Origin of the sequence: Luteimonas wenzhouensis (genome assembly GCF_007859305.1) — a bacterium.
Lineage (GTDB): Bacteria > Pseudomonadota > Gammaproteobacteria > Xanthomonadales > Xanthomonadaceae > Luteimonas > Luteimonas wenzhouensis.
This window is the reverse complement of sequence record NZ_VOHE01000002.1, coordinates 437,496-462,683: the sequence shown is the minus strand read 5'-3', so window position 1 is coordinate 462,683 and position 25,188 is coordinate 437,496. Positions and strand designations below refer to the sequence as shown.

The window sequence follows — 25,188 nt, the reverse complement described above, 5'->3', positions numbered from 1 at the left end:
CATGGCGGCCGTGGTCGCACTCGAGGATCTGCTCGCCGCGCGCACCCTGTGGCACGCCGGGCGCAGCGCGCGCCAGGCCGCCGATGGCGAGCCGACCGGCCACGCCGCGCTCGACGCGTTGCTGCCCCAGGGCGGCTGGCCGCGCCGCGCGCTGACCGAACTGCTGCTGCCGGCCGACGGCGTGGGCGAACTGGCGCTGCTGATGCCGACGCTGGCGCGCTGCACCCGCGCGGGGGAGCGGGTGGCGGTGATCGCGCCGCCCTACGTGCCCTATGCACCGGCGTGGCAGGCGGCGGGCCTCGACCTGTCCCGGCTATGCATCGTCGAGGCCGCGCCGCGCGATGCGCTGTGGGCGTTCGAACAGTGCCTGCGCAGCGGCGCCTGCGGCGCGGTGCTGGGCTGGCCGCAGCAGGCCGACGCGCGCGCGCTGCGGCGGCTGCAGGTGGCGGCCGACAGCGGCCGCTGCCTGGGCTTCGCCCTGCGCGATCGCCGGCATGCGGCCAATGCGTCGCCGGCCGCGCTGCGGCTGGAGGCGGTGCGCGGCGAGCGCGGCATCGCCTGGCACGTGCGCAAGTGCCGCGGCGGCCCGGTGCAGTCGGCGCCGTTCGTGCCGGAGCCCGATTCCATCTTCATCGGCGTGCCGCCCGTGGCTCCTTTTCCCGCCCGCGAGCCATCTGCTCCCTCCCCCGCAAGCGGGGGAAGGAGTCAAGGCGACGCGTGCGTTGTTGCTCCCTCCCCCGTGCGCGGGGGAGGGCCGGGGCGTGGGCAAGCCGGCATCGTTGCCCCCCGCGCCTCCGCCTCGCCCCCATCCCAACCTTCCCCCGCAAGCGGGGGAAGGAGTCAAGGCGATGCGTGCGTTGTTGCCCCCTCCCCCGTGCGCGGGGGAGGGCCGGGGTGGGGGCAACCCCGCGTCGCGGCCTCGCACGCCTTCGACGCGCGCCCATCCGCTTCAAGCGACAGTGCGCAGCACGAGCTCCTGCTCGTCCAGGCGCCTGCGCCGTCCGCGCGTGACTGACGTCGATGCTCTGGGCCTGCGTACTGCTGCCGCAACTGGCGCTGGATGGCGTCCTCCGCCGTTTGCCTGAGCCCGACGCACCGCTGGCCCTGGTGACCGGGCCGGCGCAGCTGCGCAGCCTGCACGCAGTGAACGCCGCCGCCGCCGCGGCCGGGCTGCGTCCTGGCATGCGCCTGGTCGCCGCGCACGCGCTGCTGCCCGACTTCGCCATGGTCGAATATGACCCCCAGGCCGAGGCGCGCTGGCAGCGCTTCCTCGCCGCCTGGGCGTACCGGCACAGCTCGCTGGTGAGCGCGCAATGGCCGGGCTGCCTGGTGCTGGAGGTGCGCGGCAGCTTCCGCCTGCTCGGGCCGTGGCCGCGGATCGAGCGCCGCCTGCGCGAGGAGCTGCAGGCGCTGGGCTTCGTCCACCGGATCGCGCTCGCGCCCACGCCGCGCGCCGCGCATGTGCTGGCCGGCCTGCGCGACGGCCTGGCGCTGATGCACCGCGACGCGATGGTGGCCACGCTCGACCGGGTGCCGGTGCGCCGCGCGCGCCTGCCCGGCGACTGCGGCGAACGCCTGCAGCGCATGGGCGTGCGCGACCTCGGCGCCCTGCGCGCGCTGCCGCGCGACGCGCTGCGCCGGCGTTTCGGCCGGGAATTGCCCGACCACCTCGACCGCCTCTACGGCGAGGCCGACGATCCGCTCGACTGCTACCAGCCCCCGGACCACTTCGACGCGCGCCTGGAGCTGGGCTACGAGGTCGAAAGCCACATGGCCCTGCTGTTCCCGCTGCGGCGGCTGGTCGGCGACCTGTGCACATTCCTGTCGATGCGCGACGGCGGCGTGCAGCGCTTCGTGCTGCGGCTCGAACACGAGGCCGGGCACACCGACGTCGAGGTGGGCCTGCTTTCGGCCGAGCGCGATCCGGCGATGCTGTTCGAGGTCACCCGCACCCGGCTGGAGAAGGTGCGGCTGGCGCGGCCCGTGGTCGGCGTGCGCCTGGTCGCGCGCGAACTGCCGCCGTTCGCGCCGGCCTCGCGCGACCTGTTCGACGCCCGCAACCAGCAGCAGCTGCCGTGGCCGCAGCTGCGCGAGCGGCTGCGCGCGCGCCTGGGCGACGAGGCGGTGTACGCGGTGGCACCCTCGGGTGACCCGCGCCCCGAGCGCGCGTGGCGGCGGGTGGCCGAAGGCGCGGTCGACATCGACGAGGCGCCGCCGCGTCCGCCGCGTCCGTGCTGGCTGCTGCCGCGTCCGATCCCGCTGCGCGACCCGCGCCCGCGCATCGTTTCCGGGCCCGAACGGCTGGAGAGCGGCTGGTGGGACGGCGAGGACGCGCGCCGCGACTACTACGTCATCGAAACCTCGCAGGGCCAGCGCGCCTGGGCCTTCGCCCCGCCGGGCGAGCAGGGCCACTGGATGCTGCAGGGGTGGTTTTCGTGAACGCGTTCCTGCTCCCTCCCCCGCGTGCGGGGGAGGGTTGGGGTGGGGGCAGGGCAGATGCTCGCGTCATCCAACGCGCGCCTGCGGCGCGCCCCCCATCCCGGCCTTCCCCCGCAAGCGGGGGAAGGGGTGGAAGCGGGCCGCACGCGCTGTTGCTCCCTCCCCCGCGTGCGGGGGAGGGTTGGGGTGGGGGCAGGGCAGCTCGTCGCCATCCAACGCGCGCCTGCGGCGCGCCCCCATCCCGGCCTTCCCCCGCAAGCGGGGGAAGGGGTGGAAGCGGGCCGCACGCGCTGTTGCTCCCTCCCCCGCGTGCGGGGGAGGGTTGGGGTGGGGCGGGCCGGCAGTGAGCGCCTGGAGGAGCCTCGGGTGCCTGCGCCATGACTGACCAAGACGGCATCGATCGCGACACGCCCGGCGGTCGCCCGCCGCGCGCCTGGGAAACCGCGCGCCGCCTGCGCGGGCTGGCCGCGGCCGCCAACGACGACGCGCCAGTGGAGGACGGACTGCCGGCCTACGCCGAGCTGCACTGCCTGTCCGACTTCTCCTTCCTGCGCGGCGCGGCCAGTGCCGAGCAGCTGTTCGCGCGCGCAGCCCAGGTCGGCTACGAGGCGCTGGCGATCACCGACGAGTGCTCGCTGGCCGGCATCGTGCGCGCGCTGGAGGCCTCGCGCGCCACCGGCGTGCGCCTGGTCGTCGGCAGCGAGTTCGTCCTCGACTGCGGGCTCAAGTGCGTGCTGCTGGTCGAGACCGCATCGGGCTACACGCGGCTGTGCGAACTGGTCACCCACGCCCGCCGCGCGGTCGAGGGCAAGGGCTACCGGCTCGCGCGCGCGGACGTCGAACGCCGGCTGTCGGATGTCGACCCGTCGGTGTGCGGCCTGTTCGCGCTTTGGATCCCGGGGCGCACGCCCGATCCGGAGCAGGGCCGCTGGCTGCGCCGGGTGTTCGGCGAACGCGCCTTCCTCGCCGTGGAGCTGCACCGCGAGCAGGACGACGCGGCGCGGCTGTCGCGGCTGCTGGCGATGGCGGCGGCGCTGCGCATGGTCCCGGTGGCGGCCGGCGACGTGCACATGGACGTGCGCCGGCGCCGCGTGCTCCAGGACACGATGACCGCGATCCGCCACAACCTGCCGCTGGACCGCTGCGGCGCGCACCTGTTCCGCAACGGCGAGCGCCACCTGCGCACGCGCCGCGCGCTGGCCAACATCTACGGCGCGGTCGAGGGCGGCGCCGCGCTGCTGGCCAACGCGGTGGAACTGGCGCGACGCTGCACCTTCGACCTCAGCCGCGACCTGCGCTACCGCTATCCGGTGGAGCTGGTGCCCGAGGGCCACACCCCGTCCACCTGGCTGCGCGAACTCACCCTGCGCGGCATGCGCGAACGCTGGCCGGAGGGCGCGCCGGCGGACGTGGTCCGCCAGGTCGAGGACGAACTGGCGCTGATCTCGGAGCTGGAGTACGAGGCCTTCTTCCTCACCGTCGAGGACATCGTCCGCTTCGCGAAATCCAGGGGCATCCTCTGCCAGGGCCGCGGGTCGTCCGCGAACTCGGCGGTGTGCTACGCGCTCGGGATCACCGTGGTGAACCCGGCCGAGAGCCGCCTGCTGATGGCGCGCTTCCTGTCCAGGGACCGCGGCGAGCCGCCGGACATCGACGTCGACTTCGAGCACGAGCGGCGCGAGGAGGTGCTGCAGTACGTCTACGCCAAGTACGGCCGCCACCGCGCCGCGCTGGCCGCGACCGTGATCCGCTACCGCGGCAAGAGCGCGGTGCGCGACGTGGCCAAGGCGTTCGGCCTGCCGCCCGACCAGGTCGCGCTGCTGGCCGAATGCTTCGGCTGGGGCAACGGCGAGACGCCGATGGAGCAGCGCCTGCGCGAGGCGGGATTCGATCCGGGCAATCCCGTCATCCAGCGCGTGCTGGCGGTGACGATGCAGCTGCGCGGGCATCCGCGGCACCTGTCCCAGCACGTGGGCGGTTTCGTGATCAGCGACGCGCCGCTGGCCACCGTGGTGCCGGTCGAGAACGCCTCGATGCCGGGGCGCAGCATCATCCAGTGGGACAAGGACGACCTGGAGACGATGCGGCTGCTCAAGGTCGACTGCCTGGCGTTGGGCATGCTCACCTGCATCCGCAAGGCGGTGGACCTGGTCGCGAAGCATCGCGGCCACGTGGTGGATCTCGCGCGGCTGCCCACCGACGACCGGCCCACCTACGCCATGATCCAGGCCGCCGACACCGTGGGCGTGTTCCAGATCGAGTCGCGCGCGCAGATGAGCATGCTGCCGCGGCTCAGGCCGGAGCGGTACTACGACCTGGTGGTGGAAGTGGCGATCGTGCGGCCAGGCCCCATCCAGGGCGACATGGTGCACCCCTACCTGCGGCGCCGGCAGGGCAGGGAGCCGGTGACCTATCCCTCCGAGGGGGTGAAGGAGATCCTCGGCCCGACCCTGGGCATCCCGCTGTTCCAGGAACAGGTGATGGAGCTGGTGATCCACGCCGGCTACACGCCGAGCGAAGCCGACAACCTGCGCCGCTCGATGGCCGCCTGGCGCCGCGGCGGCGACATGGAGCCGCACCGCGTGCGCATCCGCGAGCTGATGGAGGAGAAGGGCTACGCGAGCGAGTTCATCGACCAGATCTTCGAACAGATCAAGGGCTTCGGTTCCTACGGCTTCCCGCAGAGCCACGCCGCCTCGTTCGCCAAGCTGGTCTGGATCAGCAGCTGGCTCAAGCGCCACGAGCCGGCGGCCTTCGCCTGCGCCCTGCTCAACTCGCAGCCGATGGGCTTCTACTCGCCGGCGCAGATCGTGCAGGACGCGCGGCGCGGGCATCGGTCCGGGCGCCCGCCGGTGGAGGTGCGCCCGATCGATGTCGCCTGCAGCGATTGGGACTGCACGCTCGAGGGCGGGCATCCGCGGCGCGGCGTGGACGATGGCGGGCAGCCGGCGATCCGGCTCGGGCTGCGCATGGTGGCGGGCCTGTCGGAAGACATGGGCAAGGCGATCGTCGCATCGCGCATGGAGCGACCGTTCGCGAGCATCGCCGACCTGTGCCTGCGCGCCGGGCTGGACGCGAAGGCGCGCGGCGTGCTGGCCGAGGCCGGCGCGCTGTCCGCGCTGGCCGGGCACCGCCACGCCGCGCGCTGGGCGGTGGCGGGGATCGAGCGCCGGCGCCCGCTGCTGCCGGGCAGTCCGGAGGAGGACGCGGTGGACCTGCCGGCGCCGTCGCCCGGCGAGGAAGTGGTGTCGGATTACCGCAGCACCGGCCTGACCCTGGGCCCGCATCCGCTGTCGCTGCTGCGCGAGCGGCTGCGCGGGCGCCGCGTGCTCGATTCGCGCCAGCTGCGCGAACTGCCGCACGGGCGCGGCGCCTTCGTCGCCGGCATCGTCACCCAGCGCCAGCGGCCCGGCACCGCCAGGGGCACGATCTTCGTCACCCTCGAGGACGAGCACGGCATGGTCAACGTGGTGGTCTGGCCGCACGTGGCGCTGCGCCGGCGCAAGGCGCTGCTGTGCGCGCGGCTGCTGGGCGTGCGCGGGCGCTGGGAGCAGGTGGACGGCGTGTGCCACCTGATCGCGCGCGACCTGGAGGACATGACCCCGCTGCTCGGCGGCGTCCACCCCAGCTCGCGGGACTTCCACTGATGGGCGCGCTGCGCACCGCCTCGCTCGCCGGCGACCTGTTCGCGCCGCCGGTGCTGCAGCTGGTCGAGGACGCGCAGGGCGGGGCGCGCTACTGGCCGTCGGTGGTCGATCCCGATACCGCGCGGCGCTGGTTCGATGCGCTGGTCGAGGGCGCCGACTGGCGCAGCCTGCGCCGGCCGATGTACGACCGCGTGGTCGACGTGCCGCGGCTGCTGGCGTCGTACGCCATCGACGAGCTGCCGCCGCACCTGCCGCTGGCCGCGATCCACGAGGTGGTGCGGCGCCACGTGCCCGCGCCGTTCACCTCGATCGGCATGAACCTCTATCGCGACGGCAACGACAGCGTGGCCATGCATGGCGACAAGCTGCACCTGCTGGGCGAAGGCCATCCGGTGGTGGTGTTCTCGCTCGGCGCGCCGCGGCGGATGCTGATCCGCGCCAAACGCGACCACGCCGACCGCGTCGCCGTCGACCTGGTGCCCGGCAGCCTGCTGGCGATGAGCCACGTCATGCAGACCACCCACGAGCACGGCATCCCCAAGGTGCGGGAAGCCGGTCCGCGGATCAGCGTGGTGTTCCGGGCGCGCGGCCGGTGAGCCGCGCGCCCGGAGGCACGCGTCAGGCAGCCTGCTCCCGTTCGGCCAGCCACACCTGCCGGTACGACGGCCGGGCCGCGAAGTCCTGCAGCCAGCGCTGCACGTTGGCGTGGCGCGAAGCGTCCACGCCGCAGTAGGTGCTGTAGGTGACGACGCTGGCCACGACCAGGTCGGCCAGCGAGTAGTCGTCGCCGAGCAGGTACGGCGCCTTCGCCAGCTGCGCGTCGAGCCGGCCGAGCGCGGCGTCCAGCCGCAACAGCGCCTCGGCGGCGAGCGGCGGATGGTGCAGCGAGGCGTCCACGCGCGGGCTCTGCGAGAAGTTGAGCACGTTGATCAGCGTGCCGTAGCTCACGTAGGCCCAGGTGGTCCAGGACAGCGCCGCCAGGCGCTGCGGCGAGCCGGCCGCGGGCCACAGGCCGCGCTCGACGCCGTACCGGTCGCCGAGCCACTGCAGGATCGCCAGCGCCTCGTACAGCGCGGTGCCGTCGACCACGAGGGTCGGAACCACGCCGTGCGGATTGACCGCCAGGTACGCGGGCGACTTCTGCTCGCCCCTGGCCAGGTCGAACAGCACCAGTTCGAACTCGACCCCGAGTTCGACCAGGGCGTGGTGGACCGGGGTGGCGCTGGACATCGGTGCGGCGAACAGCTTCAGGGTCATGGCATCGCTCCTTGGGGCTGGATCGGAAGGGGGCCCGGCGCTCCGGCCGGGCAGCAACAAGGTAGCCAGCCTTGCGGACAGTTCCGGTCCGCAAGCCGTGGCATCCTGCGCCCATGATCGAGACCTCCTCCCGCCTGCTGCGGCTGCTCGCCCTGCTCCAGTCGCGTCCGTTCTGGCGCGGCCGCGAGCTGGCCGAGCGCATGGACGTGACCGAACGCACCGTGCGCCGCGACATCGATCGCCTGCGCAGCCTCGGCTACCCGGTGGAGTCGAGCGCGGGCACCGCCGGCGGCTACCAGCTCGCCGCGGGCAGCAACCTGCCGCCGCTGCTGCTCGAGGACGACGAGGCGCTGGCGGTCTCGCTCGGGCTGCGCATGGCCACGGCCGGCACCGTGGTCGGCATGGAGGAGGCGGCGCTGCGCGCACTGGCCAAGCTCGAGCAGGTGATGCCGGCGCGGCTGCGCACGCGGGTGCGCAACCTGCATGCGGCGGTGGTGCCGCTGGGCCCGGGCGGCCCGGGCATCCCGCATGCGCTGCTGGTGGCGCTGGCCAATGCCTGCCGCGCGCTGCAGTGCCTGCGCTTCGCCTACGAGGACCAGCAGGGACGCAGCAGCGAGCGCGACGTGGAGCCGCATGCGCTGGTGTCCACCGGTTCGCGCTGGTACCTGCTGGCCTGGGACCGCGGCCGTGGCGACTGGCGGACCTTCCGCGTCGACCGCATCGGCGGCCTGCCGCACGCGCCGGGCGACCGCTTCCTGCCGCGCAAGGTGCCCGGCGGCGACGCGGCGGCCTTCGTGGCGCGCGCGATCACCACCCAGGGGCATGCGCTGCGCGCGCGGGTGGAACTGCATGCGCCGCTGGCGCGCATGCGCAGGTGCATCCCGCCGTCGGCCGGCAGGCTCACCCGCCTGGACGACGGCCGCTGCCTGCTGGAGACCGGCGCGCAGCGCCCCGACCTGCTCGCCTACCACCTGGTGATGCTGGACGTGCCGTTCGTGGTGCTCGAACCGGTGGAACTCGAGGAGCACATGCAGGCGCTGGCGACGCGGCTGTCGCGTGCAGTGCGTGCGTCGCGCGGTCGACGCGCGAATCCGGTGCTTGCATGAGGCGTGGGCTCAGCCGGCGTGGTGGCGCACCCAGGCGAGGTAGGCGTCCATCCAGTCCTGCAGGAACTCGCGGCTGCCTTCGGCGATGCCGCCGTTCCCGGTGAGCACGTCGTCGGCCTTGAGGAAGGCTTCGGGCTGGCCGAGCGTGGGCATGTCGAGGTAGGCGAGGATCGTGCGCAGGTGCTGCTGCGCCACCGCGGTGCCGATCGCGCCGATCGACACCCCGATGATCCCGGCCGGCTTGTCTGGGAACGCGCTGTCGCCGTAGGGCCGCGAGGCGTGGTCGAGCGCGTTCTTGAGCACGCCCGGGATCGAACGGTTGTATTCGGGAGTGACGAACAGCAGGCCGTCGGCGTCGCGGATGCCCTGTTTGAGCCGCACCACGGGCGCGGGCGGGGAGTCGTCGTCGTCCTGGTTGTACAGCGGCAGGTCGTCGATGCGCAGGCGACGGAACTCCACGTCTCCGGGCGCGAGCGTCTGCAGCGCATCGGCAAGGCGCGCGTTGAACGAATCGGCGCGCAGGCTGCCGACGATCACGGCGATGTTCAGGGACATGGTAGTTCCTCCTGGCGGCGTCACCCGGTCCGGGGAGGCCGGTGGTCGCGCCGGTCCAAGATGCGGCGGCGGGCGTGAACGCCACGTCTGGGCGGCCGCGAGGCGTTGTTACACCGGTCCGGGCGCGTGACGGCACGATTCCTGCAAAGTGTCCGTCGCCCCGGCGTCCGTCCCCGCCCGCGCGACCCCGGCGGCGCGGGGATTCAAGGCGTGGCGCTTGGCGGCCGATCAAGCCCGTATGCACGAACCATCCGGACAGCCGCCGATGCCCGGTCCCGCGCGTGCGCGCCGGCACCGCCCGTGCCACCGCGCGCTTGCGCCGGCTGGCCGCGCTTGGCATGGTGGCCCGGTGTTGCGAGGAACGTGACCGTAATGGCAGACGACCTGCAGCTTCGGGGGGGAGGGTCGGCCGCAACCGTACGCCGCGTGGGGATCGCGGTGGGGCTGCTGCTGATGGCGGGTCTGGCGATGCTGCTCCAGCAGGACCGCCAGGCCCGGATCGACGCCGCGCACCGGCAGGCGCTCGCCGTGGCCACGGGCGTCGACAAGCTGCTGTACTACGGCCTGCGCAACCTCGAACGGGCGCTCAAGGGCATCGCCTCCGACGCGGCGACCTGGGCCACGGCCGCGCCCGAGCGGCGCGACGTGCTGCTCGCGGCCGCGATCGAAGGCGTGGCCGAGCGCCAGCCGGAACTGCACTCAATCGTGCTGGTCGACGCCGACGGCCGGGCCCTGACCGACGGCGAGGGCGATCCGGGGTTCGCGCGCTGGCGGGCGCAGGCGGGCGATGGCGATGGACTGCTGGTCGGGCCGCTGAGCGAGGACGGCGAGGGCGGCTGGTGGCTGAGCCTGGCCGTGCGCCACGAGCCGGGGCGGTGGCTGCTGGCCCGCCTGCGCACCACCGAACTGGCGCGCATGGTCGAGGGCCTCGACAGCGGGCCGGGAGGCCACGTCACCATCCTCGATGCCAGCGGCGTGCTGCTGACGCGGGCGCCGGCCAGCAGGACCGGCCCGTTCGTGGGGCAGCGCGCGCAGTTGCCGCCGTTCCTGGGCGACGGCGCCACGCAGGGACTGGCGCGCGGCACCAGTCCGTTCGACGGCGTGGAGCGCGCGCGCGGGTTCAGCACCACCAGCGGGTTCGACATGGTGGTGGTGGCCGGCATCAGCCTCGACCGGATCCTGGCCGGATGGCACCGGCTGGCGGTGATCGCGGCGATCCTGTCGCTGCTGTACTGGGTCGGCCTCGCCTACCTGGTGCGCCGGCTGGGGCAGGCCGAGCAGGCGCACGCGGAGCTGGTGGAGGAACTCGAGGCCCAGGCCGACTGGCTCGACCAGGCGCAGCGCGCCGCGCGCACCGGCGTCTGGCGCATCGAGGCCGATGGCGAGCACGGGCGCGTCTCCGCGCACACCGCGATGATGTACGGCCTGGCGCCGGAGGAGGCGGTATATCCGCTGGAGGAGATCTTCCGCCGCGTGCACGACGACGACCGCGAGCGCGTGCAGGCCGAGTTCATGCGCGCGCGGGACACCGGGGCGCCCTACCTGTCCGAGCACCGCATCGTGCTGCCCGACGGTGGCGTGCGCTGGGTCACCGCGCGCGGTGGCCTGGCGGGCGGCGAAGGGCGCGGGGCGCCGCGTTTCACCGGCACCGTGGTCGACGTCACCGACCGCCACCAGGCGCGGGCGCGGGTGGCGCGCGCGGAAGCCCAGTTCCGCGCACTGTTCGAGCGCAATCCGTTGCCCTTCTGGGTGTTCGACGAAGAAACCCTGCGCTTCCTCGCGGTCAACGACGCCGCGGTCGCCGCGTACGGCTACAGCGTCGACGAGTTCCTGTCGATGACGATCCTCGACATCCGTCCCAAGGAAGAGGGCCGGCAGGCCGGCGAGGCGGTCCAGGCGCGCGCGCACCCGGCCGAGGCCGACGGCGTCTGGACCCACCAGCGCCGCGACGGCAGCCGCTTCAAGGCGCGCGTGTTCAGCAGCGGCATCGAGTTCAACGACCGCCCGGCGCGGCTGGTGCTGGCCGAGGACATCAGCGACCGCGTCGCCTACGAGCGCGAGCTGGCCTGGCGCGCCAGCCACGACCAGACCACTGGCCTGGTCACGGTGGCCGCGCTGACCGGCGAACTCGATGCGCTGTCGATCGACGACCGCCATGCCCGCTATGCGGTCGCCTTCGTGCGCCTGCGCGAGATGGAGCAGCTGGCACCGACCCTGGGCCAGCGCGTCAGCGACATGCTGCTGCGCGAGGTCGCCGTGCGGGTCGAGGCGCTGGGCCGGGAGTACGGCATGGCCGGCTACTGGCCGGGACAGTCGTTCGTGGTGGTGGCGCTCGAGCCGGCGCGCTTGCCGGCGCTGATGGAAGCGCTGGAGAAGATGGTCAACACACCGGTCGAGCTCGAGGGCGGCGCCCATCCGATCGAGGCGTCGATCGGCATCGCCGAGGGGCCGGAGCCCGGCGAGACCGCCGAGCAGGTGGTCGGGCACGCGGCGCTGGCCGCGATCCAGGCCTGGCAGGAACAGGTGCCCACCCTGGCCTACGACCGGGTCATGGCGGTGCAGGCGGCCGAGCGCCTGGTGCTGGCGCGGCGCATCCGCAGGGCGCTCGACCGCGAGGAATTCGAGCTGCACTACCAGCCGATCCAGCGCCTGTCGGACGGCCGCATCGTGGCGCTGGAGGCGCTGCTGCGCTGGCGCCAGGGCGAGGGCTACGTGCCGCCGGACCTGTTCATCCCGCTGGCGGAGGCGTCGGGCCTGATCGTGCCGATCGGGCGCTGGACCCTGGAGCAGGCGGCGCGCGCCCACGTGCGGCTGGCCGAGCGCGGCCTGGGCGACGTGGCGATCGCGGTGAACGTCTCGCCGGTCCAGTTGCTGGCCGACGACGTGCTGGAGGCGATCGGCGAACTGCGCGAACGCTATTCGGTGCCGCGCGGCGCGCTGCACGTGGAGCTGACCGAGAGCGTGCTGATGCGCAGGCCGCAGGTCGCGCGCATGCGCATGCTGGAGCTGCGCGTGGCCGGGGTGCGGATCTCGATCGACGACTTCGGCACCGGCTTCTCGAGCATGGCCTACCTGCGCAACCTGCCGCTGGACTACGTCAAGATCGACCGCGCCTTCGTGCGCGAGGTGCATATCGACCAGCGCAACGCGTCGATCTGCCGCGCCCTGATCTCGCTGGCGCGCGGCCTCGACCTGGGCACGATCGCCGAGGGCGTGGAATCGGCGGAGGAACTGGCCTGGCTGCGCGCCAACGGCTGCGACCAGGCCCAGGGCTACCACATCGGCCGCCCGGTGCCGCTGGAACAGGTGATCGGCCTGATCCAGGCCGCGGCCTGAGCCCGTGGCCCCGCGTGCGCCGGGCCCCGGGCGCCTCAGGCCCCCGCGGGCGCCTCCTCGTTCCATGCATCCACCGGGATGCAGGCGCAGAACACGTTCTTGTCGCCGTACACGTTGTCCACCCGCGCCACCGGCGGCCAGTACTTCTGCCGGCGCAGCACCGGCAGCGGGAACACCGCCAGCTCGCGCGGGTAGGCGTGGGTCCACTCGCCGGCGGTGGCCATGCTGGCGGTGTGCGGCGCGTTCTTGAGCGGGTTGTCCTCGCGGTCCAGGCGCCCGTCCTCGATCGCGCGGATCTCCTCGCGGATCTGGATCATCGCGTCGATGAAACGGTCCAGCTCGTGCAGCGACTCGCTCTCGGTCGGCTCGACCATCAGCGTGCCGGCCACCGGGAAGCTCAGCGTCGGGGCGTGGAAGCCGAAGTCGATCAGCCGCTTGGCCACGTCCTCGGCGGTGACGCCGGTGGCCTTCTCCAGCGGGCGCAGGTCGAGGATGCACTCGTGTGCCACCAGCCCGTTGCGGCCGCTGTAGAGCGTGCGGTAGTGCGGCGCCAGCCGCTTCGAGATGTAGTTGGCGCTGAGCAGCGCCACCTGGGTGGCCTTGCGCAGGCCGGCCGCGCCCATCATCGCGATGTACATCCAGCTGATCGGCAGGATCGACGCGCTGCCGTGGGCCGCGGCCGAGACCTTGCCGACCGCGCCGCCCGCGTCCCTGTGGCCGCGCGGCAGGAACGGCGCCAGGTGCGCCTTGACCGCGCACGGGCCCACGCCCGGGCCGCCGCCGCCGTGCGGGATGCAGAACGTCTTGTGCAGGTTGAGGTGGGAGACGTCCGAGCCCCACTTGCCCGGCTTGGCCAGGCCGACCAGCGCGTTCATGTTGGCGCCGTCGGTGTACACCTGGCCGCCGTGGGCGTGGACGATCTCGCAGATCTCGACCACGTCCTCCTCGAACACGCCGTGGGTGGACGGGTAGGTCATCATGATCGCGGCCAGGTTGGCCGAGTGCTGCTCGGCCTTGGCGCGGATGTCCCCGACGTCGATGTTGCCGTTGGCGTCGCACTTGGTGACCACGACCTTCATGCCCGCCATCTGCGCGCTGGCCGGGTTGGTGCCGTGCGCGGACTCGGGAATCAGGCAGATGTTGCGGTGGCCCTCGCCGCGCGAGGCGTGGTAGGCGCGGATCGCGAGCAGCCCGGCGTACTCGCCCTGGGCGCCGGAGTTGGGCTGGAAGCTGACCGCGTCGTAGCCGGTGATCTCCACCAGCATCGCCTCCAGCGAGTCGATCAGCTCCTGGTAGCCGCGGGTCTGCGACGGCGGCGCCAGCGGGTGGATGTCCGCGAACCCGGGCCACGTGATCGGGATCATCTCCGCGGTGGCGTTGAGCTTCATCGTGCACGAGCCGAGCGGGATCATGGTCCGGTCCATGGCCAGGTCCTTGTCGGCCAGGCTGCGCATGTAGCGCAGCAGCTCGTGCTCGCTGTGATGGGTGTTGAACACCGGGTGCTGCAGGAACTTCGATTCGCGCAGCAGGCTCGCCGGCAACGCGTCGGGCGCCCCGGCGTCGATCGCGTCGATCGTCGAGTCGGCCAGGTCGGCGCCGAACACCTTGGCCAGCGCCGCCAGGTCGGTGCGGGTCACGGTCTCGTCGAGGCTGATCCCGACCCGGCCGGCGTCGATCTTGCGCAGGTTGATGCGCTGGTGGCTGGCGTAGGTGTGCACCTGCGCGGCGTCCACCCCGGTGACGTGCAGGGTGTCGAAGAAGCCCTCGTCCACCTGCACCCCGGCCCGGCGCAGGGCTTCGGCCAGGATCACGGCCTGGCGGTGCACGCGGCGCGCGATCCGCACCAGCCCGTCGGGGCCGTGGTAGACCGCGTACATCGAAGCCATCACCGCCAGCAGCACCTGCGCGGTGCAGATGTTGCTGGTGGCCTTCTCGCGGCGGATGTGCTGCTCGCGGGTCTGCAGGGTCAAACGGTAGGCCGGGTTGCCCTCGGCGTCCACCGACACCCCGATCAGGCGGCCGGGGATCGAGCGCTTGAACGCATCGCGGCAGGCCATGAACGCGGCATGCGGGCCGCCGAAGCCGAACGGCACGCCGAAGCGCTGGGTGTTGCCGACCACGATGTCGGCGCCCCATTCGCCCGGCGGCTTGAGCAGGGTGAGCGCGAGCAGGTCGGTGGCCACCGCGACCAGGCCGCCGCGCGCGTGCACGGCTTGCGCCACCGCCGCGTGGTCGCCGACGTGGCCCCAGGTGTCGGGGTACTGCAGCAGGACACCGAAACTGTCGACCGTGGCCGCGTCCGCGGCCGGGCCCACCACCAGCTTGATGCCGAGGCCGTCGGCGCGGGTGCGCACCACCTCCAGGGTCTGCGGGTGGACGTGGTCGGCGACGAAGAACACGTTCGACTTCGCCTTCGACGCGCGCCGGGCCAGGGCCATGGCCTCGCCGGCCGCGGTGGCCTCGTCCAGCAGCGAGGCGTTGGCGATGTCCATGCCGGTGAGGTCGGCGCACATCTGCTGGAAGTTGACCAGCGCCTCCATCCGGCCCTGGGAGATCTCCGCCTGATACGGGGTGTAGGCGGTGTACCAGGCGGGGTTTTCGAGGATGTTGCGCAGGATCACCGGCGGGGTGCGGGTGCCGTAGTAGCCTTGGCCGATGAAGCTGCGGAAGACGTCGTTCCTGCCCGCGATCGCGCGGATCCGGGCCAGCGCCTCTTCCTCCGACTGCGGGGCCGGCAGGTCGAGTCCGTCGCCGGACTTGATGCTGGTGGGCACGATGGCGGCGGTCATCGACTCGAGCGAGTCGTGGCCGACGACTTCGAGCATGCGCGCGATCTCGGCGTCGTCGGGGCCGATGTGGCGCTCGATGAAGGCGTCGTGGTGTTCGAGTTCGCGCAGGCTGGGCTTGGACATGGCAGGGCACCTGGGGTCGGGGACACGCGACCGCGCGCGCCATGGCGCAGGCGGTCCTTTGCGGTGGTGCCCCTCTGTCCTTCTGCCTGAGAGTTTGGAACCCCGCGGCGGGCCGCGCGGTTCGTGCCCCTTCGGCGCCGGTTCCGGCAATGCCGGGCGGTCTCTCCAGAGTGTTGGTCGCCTGCGGTGGTATCGGGCCTGAGCGATTACGGGCGTTTGCGCCTTCGGCAGCGCGGGCGGGCCCGCGCTTCTCCCACCGGAGCGGGGCGATTATAGCCCGGCGGCCGGGCGGGGCCGGCGCATGCGGGGCCTGGCCGCGAAGGTTGTTAACCTTGTCCGCCCCCCGCCGTCGCGGCCCCCCGTGAGTTCCGTCGTGCTTCCTTCCGTCCAACCCGGCGCCCCCCGCAGGTGCCCGTCGCCGTGCCCCCGCCGTCGCGGCGCGCGCGTGGCCGCGCGCCCGGGCCCTGCGCCTGCCGGAGGAGCTGGCCGGTGAGCGCGCGCATCCCCGGCCTGCGCACGCTGGCGCTGCTGCTGGCGGGGCTGGCGATGTTCGGCCCGTTCTCGATCGACACCATCTTCCCCGCGTTCCCGGCGATGGGCGCGGACCTGGGCGCCGACAAGCTGGCAATGCAGCAGACGATCAGCGTCTACCTCGTCGCCTACGCGCTGATGAGCCTGGTCCACGGGCCGCTGTCGGACCTGCTCGGGCGGCGGCGGGTGATCCTGTCGGGGCTGGTGGTGTTCGCGCTGGCCTCCACCGGCTGCGCGCTGGCCACCGACATGCCCACGCTGCTCGCCTTCCGCGGCCTGCAGGGGCTGTCGGCGGGGGTGGGCCTGATCGTGGGCCGCGCCGTGATCCGTGACGTGCTGCACGGCGACGATGCGCAGCGCCTGATGAGCCAGGTGTCGATGATCTTCGGCGCGGCGCCGGCGATCGCGCCAATCATCGGCGGCTGGCTGCTGGGCTGGGGGCGCTGGCCGCTGATCTTCTGGTTCCTGGTCGGCTTCACCGTGCTGCTGTGGCTGGCCACCTGGCGCTGGCTGCCCGAGACCCTGCCGCCGCAGGCGCGGCTGGCGCCGTCGCCGCGCCGGCTGCTGCGCGACTACGCCTGGATCGCGCTCAATCCGCGCTTCCAGCGCCTGGCCGCGGCCGGTGCGTTCAACTTCGGCGCGCTGTTCCTGTATATCGCCTCGGCGCCAGCGTTCGTGCTCGACCTGATGCGGCTGGACGAGCGCAGCTTCGGCTGGTTCTTCATCCCGATGATCAGCGGAATGATGGTCGGCGCCTACGTCTCGGGACGCACCGCCGGCCGGGTGCGCGGCGCGCGGCTGGTGGAGATCGGCTTCGCCTGCAGCACCGTGGCCCTGCTGGGCAACATCGCCTACAGCGCGCTTGCCGCGCAGCCCGCGCTGCCGTGGGCGGTGCTGCCAATGGTCGCCAACGCGTTCGGCATCGCGCTGGTCTTCCCGATCGTGACCCTGGCCATCCTCGACATGTACCCGCGCCAGCGCGGTTCGGCCTCGTCGCTGCAGGCGTTCACCGGGCTGGTCCTCAACGCGGTGCTGGCCGGGGTGGTCTCGCCGCTGGTCAGCCACGATCCGGTGCTGCTGGCGGTGCCGGCGGCGGCGTTCGTGCTGCTGGGCTGGGGATTCTGGTGCTGGGAGGCGCGGCGCGGCGGCACCCCGCCGCCGGGGCAGGCGCCCGCGGCCGAGCTGGAGCCGACCGGACAGCTCTAGCCCGGCAGCGCCGGCAGGCCGTGCGCCGGCGCGTTCCGGCCGCGGGTCAGCGGCGCGGGTCGAGCGGGTGGGCGCCGTTGCGGCGCCGCGGTGCGGCCACGGGCGCCAGGTACTGTTCGATCCGCGGGAACACCAGGTCCAGGCGCGAGTACCAGTCGCGGTTCTGCGTGGCGGCGAGGTTGCCGCTGTTCGAGCACGCCGCGTATCCGCCGTACAGGCCGCCATGCAGCCGATAGCGGCCGTCGCCGCCGCGGACGAACAGGCCCGAACCGCTGCTGCCGCCCTCGGTGGTGCCCGACAGCCAGCCGACCGCGCGCATGCCCGGATCGTCGTCGGCCGGCACGTGGCGGCCGAGCGAGACCTTCTTGGCGTCGCCGGAGGGATGGTGGATCGCCACCACGTCCCCGCCCGTGGGCAGGCCGCCCGCGTCCCAGCCGGCGAAGGTGGCGCCCGCCGGCGCCGGGTTGCGCAGGCGCAGCAGCATCGCGTCGGTGCCTTCGTCCGCGAACAGCAGGTCGGCGCCGCCGCCCAGGGCGACGCGGCTGGCCGGCGCGCCACTGCCGCAGGAAGTCGCCTCGTAGCGCCAGTAGGTCACCAGGCCCGCGGCCACGCGCGGCAAGTCCTGCGGGGGAATGCCGCCGGCATCGCCGGCGAAGCAGTGCCGGGCGCTGTAGAAGTACGGGACCTGGGTGGCCGGATCGGTGTCGTTGAGCAGGGTGCCGGTGCAGATGTAGGTGCCGTACGTCGAACCGTCGCTGCGGTAGAGGTTGAACACCATGTGGGCGACGGCGTCCTTGGCCTCGACGAAGCCGACGCCGAGTTCGCCGGCCCGGCAAGCGGTGTCGACGTTGCACGTGCCCGATTCGCCGATCTTCTCGAGGATCTTGAAGTCGCGCCGGCCGTTGGTGACCAGATGGACCAGTTCCGGGGCGGCCACCCGCAGCGCGGAGGCGTCCGCGCCGGTCGGGACGAACACCTCGACGGCCTGGGTCTCGCCGTCGGTCGCCGGGGTCCAGTAGAGGCCCTTGGGGTCGAGCGCGCGCAGCGCCTCGGCGGCCGGCACCCGGACGATGTCGCCCAGCGGCAGCTCCGAGCCGCGGATGCGCAGCTCGGCGCTGGCAGGCAGGCCGTGCAGCGACAGCCCGACCCGCAGGCCCATGGCCACCGGCGAGGTCACCTCGAAGTGCGCCACCCGGCCGCCGGGGACCAGGCGCCACTGCAGGTCCAGCGCGGCGGCCGTGCCCGCCGGAGCCGCGCGGCCCACGCCGATCTGCAGCGGGGCCGGACGGCGCGGGTCGCGGGCGCGGTTGGCGTCATCCAGCGCCACCAACCGCGCCAGCGGGACCTCCGGGTAGCGCACCCGCGTGGCCATTGGCGCATCGAAGGCGGGGTCGCGCCAGGCCAGCTTCGCCGGTGGCGCGGTCCGGCTGCGTTCGCCGTCCACCCGCGCCGGGCCGGCGGCCGGCGACGGGGCTGCGCAGGCGGCCAGGCAGAGCGCAAGCAGGAGTCTGGACATGGGGCCCCTTGGGCGGGACGCAGGTGGAAAAGGTGCCGGCTTGCGGGACGGACGCCGTCGCGCCCCGCGGCGGCGGGTCAGCCGTTCCCAGCCGGCGCCGGCGCGGGCGCCGGCACCTGCCAGCCGCAGGAACGGCCTTCGTTCTGCTGCCTGAGCCACTCCTGCAGCGGCGCGAAGTACTCGAGCACCGCCGAGGCATCCATGGTCTCGCCGCCGGTCAGCTCCTTCAGCGTCTGCTGCCACGGCTGGCTGGCGCCCTTGGACAGCATCGCCCAGAACTTCTCGCCCGCGGCCTTGTTGCCGGCGAAGGTGCACTCGTACAGCGGGCCCTGGTGGCCGGCCGCGTCGCACAGCGCCTTGTAGAACTGGAACTGCAGCACGTGCGACAGGAAGTAGCGGGTGTAGGGGGTATTGCCCGGCACGTGGTACTTGGCGCCCGGGTCGAAGAACTCCTCGCCGCGCGGCGCCACCGGCGCCACGCCCTGGTACTTCGCCTTCAGCTCCCACCAGGCGGCGTTGTAGTTTTCCGGGGTGATCGAGCCGTCGAACACGCCCCAGCGCCAGCGATCGATCATCAGGCCGAAGGGCATGAACGCTACCTTGGCCAGGGCCATGCGCATCTGCGCGTTGACCAGCGCCTCCCGGCTGGGCCGCTGGTCGCCGACCAGACCGATCGACTTCAGGTAGGCCGGGGTCATGGCCAGCTCGATCGTGTCGCCGATCGCTTCGTGGAAGCCGTCGTGGGCGCCGCCCTGGAACAGCGGCGGCAGGTGGTTGTAGGCCAGGTAGTAGTACACGTGGCCCAGTTCGTGGTAGATGGTGAAGAAATCCTCTTCGTTGGGCTTGATGCACATCTTGGTGCGCACGTCCGGCGACTTGCCGTCCCCGCCACCCATGTTCATGTCCCAGGCGCTGGCGTGGCAGACCACGTCGCGGTCGCGCGGCTTGATGAACTGGGTTTTCTCCCAGTAGCTCTCCGGCAGCTTCGGCATGCCGAGCGAGACGTAGAACTCCTCGGCCTGGCGGGTCATGCGCTTCGCGTTCTCCAGCTGCGCGGCGCGCACCACCTCCACCCGGCGCTCGATGTCGATGAGGGCGCTTTCGCGCGACAGCTGGGCGTTGAGTTCGGCCTGGTAGCGGCGCTCCAGGGCCGCGCTCACGTCGAGCGCGCCGGCCTGCTGCTCGCCGTAGGGCGCCAGCACGTCCCACAGGTTGCCCCAGTCCTGCTGCCACATGTTGCCCATCAGGTGCGCCGGCAGCAGCCCGTCGACCGAGCCGCGGCCCGGGTACTGTGCTTCCAGCCGCGCGCGCGCGTAGCAGTGGAGCTGCTCGTACAGCGGCTTGACCTGGCCCCAGAGACGGTCGGTCTCGGCGGCGAGCTCGACCGGCGACATGTCGTAGCCCGAGCGCCACATCTCGCCGGCGTCGGCGTAGCCCAGCTCGCGCGCGCCCTCGTTCACCAGTTCCACGAAGCGCACGTAGTCCTGGCGCATCGGCCGCGAGATCGAATGCCAGCCCTGCCACGCGTCGAGCTGGGCCTCGTAGCTGCGGTCCTTGGCCAGCACGTCCTCCAGCGCGCCGAGCTGGCGGCAGCTGGACGGATCCTCCGGGTTGGAGCAGTAGGTGCCGGAGCCGTACATGCCCTCCATGCGGGTGGCGATGCGGGTCAGTTCGGCCAGCTTCTGCGGGTCGCGCGGCGCCGGCATCGCGGTGCCGAGCTTGAGCAGGTTGATCGCGCGCGCGGTCTCGGGCGACATCTCCTGGCCCTCGAACCGCCGCGCCTGCTCGATCCACGCGTTGAGCGAGGTCAGGAACTTCTCGTTGGCCTTCGCCGCGAGCAGCTGGCTGTCGTCGATGATGTAGGTGCTCGACAGCCACTGCGCGGCGGTCAGTTCCGGGTACATCGCCTTGAGTTCGGCGTTGACCCGGGCGATGAACTCGTCGGCGGTCTCGTCCTGCGGCGCGGCTTGCTGCGTGCCCGGCGCAGCCGTCTCCGCGGGCGTGGGTTCGCGCTTGCACGCGGACAGGGCGAGGCCGGCGCCGATGGCCAGCACGAGGATGAGGTGTCGGTGGTTCACGATCTGTTCCCGCAGGATGGGCGTTGCGCGCAGGCTAGGGCGCGCGTGGGGGCTCCGCAAGTGCGGCCGGTCGCCGGCCGGCGGCGGTGGCGTGCTCGCCGCGCGGCAACAGCAGGCGGCGCCCCGCGTCCACCAGCCCGCGCGCCTGCAGCCAGGCCCAGGCCGCGTCGGCGTCGCGCTCGAAGTAGGCGCGCGCGCTGCCCAGGCGGAAGGTGTAGCCCCAGGCGTCCATGTCGGCGAGCACGCGGTCGCCGCCCACGCCGGGCAGCGCGTCGCCGAGCAGCACCTGCAGCACGCACACCGCGTCCTCCTCGACCACCGAGTCGGTGGCGTCGGTGTGCACGGCCGCGCGCCGCTCGGGCGGCAGCACGACCAGGTGGCAGGCCTCGTGCAGCAGCGAGTGCACGGGCGTGTCGCCGCGGGCGTGGACCACGTGGCCGATGATCCCCGCCTCCGGCTCGCCCCAGTAGCTGCCCGGGATCGGCGCGCCGTCGGCGACCCGCCGCAGCTCCAGCCCGAAGCGCGCGAGCAGGGCCGCGACGTCGGCTTCGGCGATGTCCCGCAGCAGCAGGACGGCATGCGGGGCGGCGGGGGCGGGCGGGTGCATCGGGGCCTGTGGGCGGGGGCACGGACCGTGGCGCGTGGCCCGGTCCCCCGTGGGAACTCCCCGCGGCGCGGGGGGCGGACTGCGCGGCGCGGGCCGCGTCAGGCGGTGGCGGGGCGGTCTTCGGGCAACGCCACCGAGATGTCGAGCACGTCGTGTTCGCCGTCCTTGACCAGGTCGACCTTGACCGCGTCCACGTCCACGCTCACGTACTTGCGGATCACCTCCAGCAGCTCGCGCTGCAGCAGGGGCAGGTAGTCGGGGGCGCCGCGGCTGGTGCGCTCCTGCGCCACGATGATGCGCAGGCGGTCCTTGGCGATCGCCGCCGAGTTCTGCCTCGGCTTGAGGAAATCGAACAGTCCCATCGTCAACCTCCGAAGAGCTTGCTGAAGAAGCCCTTCTTCTCGGCCTGGGTGAATCGCATCGGCCGGTCTTCGCCGAGCAGTCGCGCAACCGCGTCGTCGTAGGCCTGGCCGGCGCTGGACTCGGCCGCCAGGATCACGGGCTCGCCCTTGTTGGAGGCGTCGAGCACGTCGCTCGATTCGGGGATCACGCCGAGCGTCTTGATGCCCAGCACCTCCTCGACGTCGGCGATCGACAGCATCTCGCCCTTCTCCACCCGGTCGGGGTTGTAGCGGGTGAGCAGCAGGTGCTCCCGGACGCGCTCGCCGGCCTCGGCCTTGCGGGTCTTGGAGGCGAGCAGGCCGAGGATGCGGTCGGAGTCGCGCACCGAGGACACCTCGGGGTTGACCACCACGATCGCCTGGTCGGCGAAGTACATGGCCAGGAACGCGCCCTTCTCGATCCCGGCCGGGGAGTCGCACAGGATGTACTCGAAGCCGTCGTCGGCCAGGTCCTTGAGCACCTTCTCCACGCCTTCCCTGGTCAGCGCGTCCTTGTCGCGGGTCTGCGAGGCGGCCAGCACGAACAGGTTGTCGAAGCGCTTGTCCTTGATCAGCGCCTGCCGCAGCGACGCCTCGCCCTGGACGACGTTGACGAAGTCGTACACCACGCGGCGTTCGCAGCCCATGATGAGGTCGAGGTTGCGCAGGCCGACGTCGAAGTCGATGACCACGACCTTCTTGCCGCGACGCGCGAGGCCGTTGGCCAGGCTGGCGCTGCTGGTGGTCTTGCCAACGCCTCCCTTGCCCGAGGTGACCACGATGATTTCTGCCAAAACACGTCTCCTGTGTGGGCCGCCGTCAGTCGAGTGCGGCGATCTTGAGTTCTTCGTTCTCCAGCCAGACCTGCACCGGCTTGCCGTGCAGCTCCTTCGGGATATCTTCCAGCACTTTGTAGTGCCCGGCCACGGCGACCAGTTCGGCGTGGAAGGCGCGGCAGAAGATGCGCGCCGTGGCGTTGCCCTGGGCGCCGGCCAGCGCGCGCCCGCGCAGCGGGCCGTAGATGTGGATCGAGCCGTCGGCGATCACTTCCGCGCCGGCGCCTACCTGGGAGAGCACGGTCAGGTCCCGGTTCTCGGCGTACAGCTGCTGGCCCGAGCGCACCGGGGCGGCCTGGACCAGGCCAGGGGCGGACACGGCCCGCGCGGGCGGCGGCGCCGGCGGGGGTTCGGCCGCCTGCCGGGGAGGCGGCGCCGGCCGGGCGGCCGTCTCGGTGGCTCCTGCGACGGGCTCGTACTGGGCCCTGAACTTGGCCAGCAACGGCAGCCCGAGCTCGACCGCCAGGGCCTCGTTGTCGCTGCTGCCCCAGGCCAGTGCCACCGGCAGCACGCCGGCGCCGCGCAGCGCCTCGATCAGCGACCGGGCGGTGGCCGCGTCCGGGGTCGCCGGCAGGCCGCCGAAGTCCAGGATCACCGCCGCGCGCGCGAACAGCCGCGGCGCGCGCTCCACCCGTTCGCGCATTTCGGCCGCCAGGCGTGCGACGTCGAGGGTGCGCACGCGCAGGTTGGCGATCCCGACCTGGCCGATCTTGAGTTCGCCGGCCTGCTCGAAATCCATCGCCGCGCTCATGCGTTCGCCACCGCGGCCGGCACGCGGGGGCGCGAGATCCAGGGCACGTCGGGCAGGTCGTCGCCGTAGGTATCGCGTACCCAGGGGTAGCTGCACATGTCCTTGGCCATCATCGAGGCGCGGATCCCGTTCTCGGGCATCACGTGCTGGCCGATCTCGTGGAAGCCGAAGCTGCCATGGAACAGGCGCACCGGATCGGCGTCGTGCTCGAGGAACACCTCGCAGGTGAGCAGCGGGTAGCGCAGCTCGGCGTGGCTCTGGGCGTCGGCGTAGAAGGCGCGGCCCACGCCGCCGCCGCGGCGGCGGCTGCTGACCACGATCCGGTCGATGTAGAAGAACCGCTCGCAGTGGGCGCGGAACCAGTGGAAGTTGCTGCTGTCGTGGTCGGCGTCCGAGCCCATGCCCACGAGGAACCCGGCCAGGGTTCCGTCGCGCTCGGCGACGCGGAAGTATTCGGCGCTGTCGTAGAACTTGCGGATGCGCGCCGCATCCAGCGGCAGGATCGTCGGGCCGGCGGCGTTGTTGAGGGCGAGGATTGAATCCAGCTCGTGCTCCTGCACGTCGCGGATGACGATCGACATTCCAGACTCCAGAAGACTGCGGGTGCGCGGGCGTGGCGGGGGGGCCGCGGGCACCGGGGCGCCAGGTGCGCGCCGGCCCGCCGCTTCGCCGCCTGGCGAGCCCGGCGCGCCGGCAGCGCCTCGCGGCGCGGGAATGCCCGCCGGCGCCGCCGAACCGACGACGGCGCGAACGCCGTGCGACGGCCATGCGGCACCGGTCGCGATTATCGCACGGCCCCCGCCGGGCCGCGACCGCGCCCGCCGCCGGGCGCATGACTTGTTGGGGGCGCCGCGGCGCCCGAATGCGCCTACCATGGCGCCATGCTGTCGCGCCTGGACCACGCCCGCCTGCTGCGCTACGCCGGCCTGTTCACCTGGGCGGTGATCGTGCTGCCGCTGTGGCTGATCTCGCGGCCGGTGGAGGACGGCGAGGCGGCCAGCATCGGCGCCGGCTGGCCGGCCTGGATCGCGTGGGCGATCTTCGGCTTCGGCTTCGCCTGGCTCAGCCGCGCGCTCGACTCGCGCCGGGTCAACCTGGCCGACTACGTCCTGCTGGCGCTGATGATCGGCTCGGCGGTGGCCCTGAGCTACTACAGCAACAGCGGCCTGGGCGTGCTGTTGCTGATGGTGGCGGCCTGCGTGCTGCCCTGGCTGCTGCCGCTGCCGGCGAGCATCGCGGTCCTGGTCCTGAGCGAGATCGTGGTGATCCCGGTCTATACCCGGGCGCTGGGCTTCATGTGGTTCGAGGCGGTGATGCAGTCGGTGCTGTACGCCGGCTTCACCTGCTTCGTGTTCGCCACCGGCTACGTGGCCCGGCAGCAGGTGCTGGCCCGGGACGAGCAACGGCGGCTGAATGCCGAGCTCCGGGCCACCCGGGCCCTGCTGGCCGAGAGCGTGCGGGTCAACGAGCGGACGCGCATTTCGCGCGAGCTGCATGACCTGCTCGGCCACCACCTGACCGCCCTGAGCCTGAACCTGGAGGTCGCCCACCACCTGGTCAGCGGCCAGGCCCAGGAGCACGTCACCCAGGCCCACACCCTGGCCAAGCTGCTGCTGAGCGACGTGCGCGAGGCGGTGAGCCGGCTGCGCGAGGACGACGCCATCGACATGCGCGCCACCCTGCTGCCGCTGGCCGACAACGTGCCCGGGCTGCGGATCGACATGGACATGCCGCTCACCTTCCTGGTCGACGACCCGGAGCGGGCCCACGTCCTGCTGCGCTGCACACAGGAAATCATCACCAACGCCGTGCGCCACGCCGAGGCCACCCTGCTGCGGCTGCGCTACAGTTTCGACGGCGACGCCGTGACCCTGGAGGCGCGCGACGACGGCCGCGGGGCCGAGGTCGCGGTTGCCGGCAATGGCCTGCGCGGCATGCGCGAGCGGCTGGCGGCGTACGGTGGCGTGCTGGAGATCGAGACCGCGCCCGGCAGCGGCTTCACCGTGCGCCTGCGGCTGCCGATGGACGGTG

At 72.9% G+C, this 25,188-nt stretch carries 15 protein-coding genes, 3 pseudogenes and 1 riboswitch; of the genes and pseudogenes, 8 read left to right on the top strand and 10 right to left on the bottom strand.

Translation table 11 applies throughout. The features are described 5' to 3' along the window. Position 1: 1 nt before the first annotated feature. The 4 genes and pseudogenes from imuA to FQY79_RS05460 form a co-directional block, all read left to right on the top strand. Positions 2–604: pseudogene (imuA, locus tag FQY79_RS15560) on the top strand (translesion DNA synthesis-associated protein ImuA); the annotation flags it as partial. 416 nt (positions 605–1,020) lie between these two features. Then, complete coding sequence (locus FQY79_RS05470) at positions 1,021–2,439, top strand: Y-family DNA polymerase (protein ID WP_146311507.1); 1,419 nt, start codon at positions 1,021–1,023, stop codon at positions 2,437–2,439. Positions 2,440–2,816: 377 nt separating this feature from the next. After that, positions 2,817–6,086, top strand: a complete 3,270-nt coding sequence (locus FQY79_RS05465) for an error-prone DNA polymerase (RefSeq protein ID WP_146311505.1) — start codon at positions 2,817–2,819, stop codon at positions 6,084–6,086. After that, positions 6,086–6,682, top strand: a complete 597-nt coding sequence (locus FQY79_RS05460; RefSeq protein WP_146311503.1) for an alpha-ketoglutarate-dependent dioxygenase AlkB — start codon at positions 6,086–6,088, stop codon at positions 6,680–6,682. The genes FQY79_RS05465 and FQY79_RS05460 overlap by 1 nt, the downstream gene beginning before the upstream one ends. A gap of 22 nt (positions 6,683–6,704) precedes the next feature. Here FQY79_RS05460 and FQY79_RS05455 read toward each other — a convergent pair whose 3' ends face one another. Further along, positions 6,705–7,343, bottom strand: coding sequence for a glutathione S-transferase family protein (locus FQY79_RS05455; RefSeq protein WP_146311501.1), 639 nt, complete (start codon positions 7,341–7,343; stop codon positions 6,705–6,707). Between the two features lie 113 nt (positions 7,344–7,456). On the opposite strand from FQY79_RS05455, the gene FQY79_RS05450 reads away from it, so the two are divergent. Continuing rightward, positions 7,457–8,449, top strand: coding sequence for a helix-turn-helix transcriptional regulator (locus FQY79_RS05450; protein WP_146311499.1), 993 nt, complete (start codon positions 7,457–7,459; stop codon positions 8,447–8,449). Positions 8,450–8,458: 9 nt separating this feature from the next. Here the strand turns inward: FQY79_RS05450 and FQY79_RS05445 are convergent, their stop codons facing one another. Further along, on the bottom strand, positions 8,459–9,004 hold the full coding sequence (locus tag FQY79_RS05445; RefSeq protein WP_146311497.1) for an NADPH-dependent FMN reductase: 546 nt from the start codon (positions 9,002–9,004) through the stop codon (positions 8,459–8,461). A 426-nt stretch (positions 9,005–9,430) separates the two neighbouring features. Here FQY79_RS05445 and FQY79_RS05440 point away from each other — a divergent pair, with 426 nt between their 5' ends. After that, entirely contained in the window at positions 9,431–12,340 is a 2,910-nt protein-coding gene (locus tag FQY79_RS05440; protein WP_146311495.1) for a bifunctional diguanylate cyclase/phosphodiesterase, read from the top strand. A 35-nt stretch (positions 12,341–12,375) separates the two neighbouring features. On the opposite strand, the gene gcvP is transcribed toward FQY79_RS05440, so the two are convergent. Then, positions 12,376–15,252 (bottom strand): aminomethyl-transferring glycine dehydrogenase, encoded by a 2,877-nt coding sequence (gene gcvP, locus FQY79_RS05435; protein WP_146311493.1) that lies wholly within the window; start codon positions 15,250–15,252, stop codon positions 12,376–12,378. Positions 15,253–15,316: 64 nt separating this feature from the next. Further along, a riboswitch (glycine riboswitch) is annotated at positions 15,317–15,431 on the bottom strand. Between the two features lie 310 nt (positions 15,432–15,741). Here gcvP and FQY79_RS05430 point away from each other — a divergent pair. After that, the gene (locus tag FQY79_RS05430; protein WP_146311491.1) at positions 15,742–16,989 is read left to right on the top strand and encodes a multidrug effflux MFS transporter; all 1,248 of its coding nucleotides are present in this window, start codon (positions 15,742–15,744) and stop codon (positions 16,987–16,989) included. Positions 16,990–17,035: 46 nt separating this feature from the next. On the opposite strand, the gene FQY79_RS05425 is transcribed toward FQY79_RS05430, so the two are convergent. From FQY79_RS05425 to FQY79_RS05395, 7 genes and pseudogenes are all read right to left on the bottom strand, one after another. Continuing rightward, positions 17,036–18,505 carry a trypsin-like serine peptidase gene (locus FQY79_RS05425; RefSeq protein WP_146311489.1) on the bottom strand — a complete coding sequence of 490 codons (1,470 nt, stop codon included), beginning with the start codon at positions 18,503–18,505 and terminating at the stop codon, positions 17,036–17,038. 77 nt (positions 18,506–18,582) lie between these two features. Continuing rightward, positions 18,583–20,583 (bottom strand): M2 family metallopeptidase, encoded by a 2,001-nt coding sequence (locus tag FQY79_RS05420; RefSeq protein WP_146311487.1) that lies wholly within the window; start codon positions 20,581–20,583, stop codon positions 18,583–18,585. A gap of 124 nt (positions 20,584–20,707) precedes the next feature. Further along, positions 20,708–21,190, bottom strand: a pseudogene (locus FQY79_RS05415) (hypothetical protein); the annotation flags it as partial. 98 nt (positions 21,191–21,288) lie between these two features. Then, positions 21,289–21,552 (bottom strand): cell division topological specificity factor MinE, encoded by a 264-nt coding sequence (gene minE / locus FQY79_RS05410; RefSeq protein ID WP_146311485.1) that lies wholly within the window; start codon positions 21,550–21,552, stop codon positions 21,289–21,291. A 2-nt stretch (positions 21,553–21,554) separates the two neighbouring features. Further along, positions 21,555–22,364 carry a septum site-determining protein MinD gene (gene minD, locus FQY79_RS05405; protein WP_146311483.1) on the bottom strand — a complete coding sequence of 270 codons (810 nt, stop codon included), beginning with the start codon at positions 22,362–22,364 and terminating at the stop codon, positions 21,555–21,557. Between the two features lie 25 nt (positions 22,365–22,389). After that, the gene (gene minC, locus FQY79_RS05400; protein ID WP_146311481.1) at positions 22,390–23,157 is read right to left on the bottom strand and encodes a septum site-determining protein MinC; all 768 of its coding nucleotides are present in this window, start codon (positions 23,155–23,157) and stop codon (positions 22,390–22,392) included. Next, on the bottom strand, positions 23,154–23,738 hold the full coding sequence (locus tag FQY79_RS05395; RefSeq protein WP_146311479.1) for a GNAT family N-acetyltransferase: 585 nt from the start codon (positions 23,736–23,738) through the stop codon (positions 23,154–23,156). Before FQY79_RS05395 ends, minC begins: the two co-directional genes overlap by 4 nt. 300 nt (positions 23,739–24,038) lie before the next feature. Here FQY79_RS05395 and FQY79_RS05390 point away from each other — a divergent pair. Further along, positions 24,039–25,178: pseudogene (locus FQY79_RS05390) on the top strand (sensor histidine kinase); the annotation flags it as partial. Positions 25,179–25,188 lie beyond the last annotated feature (10 nt).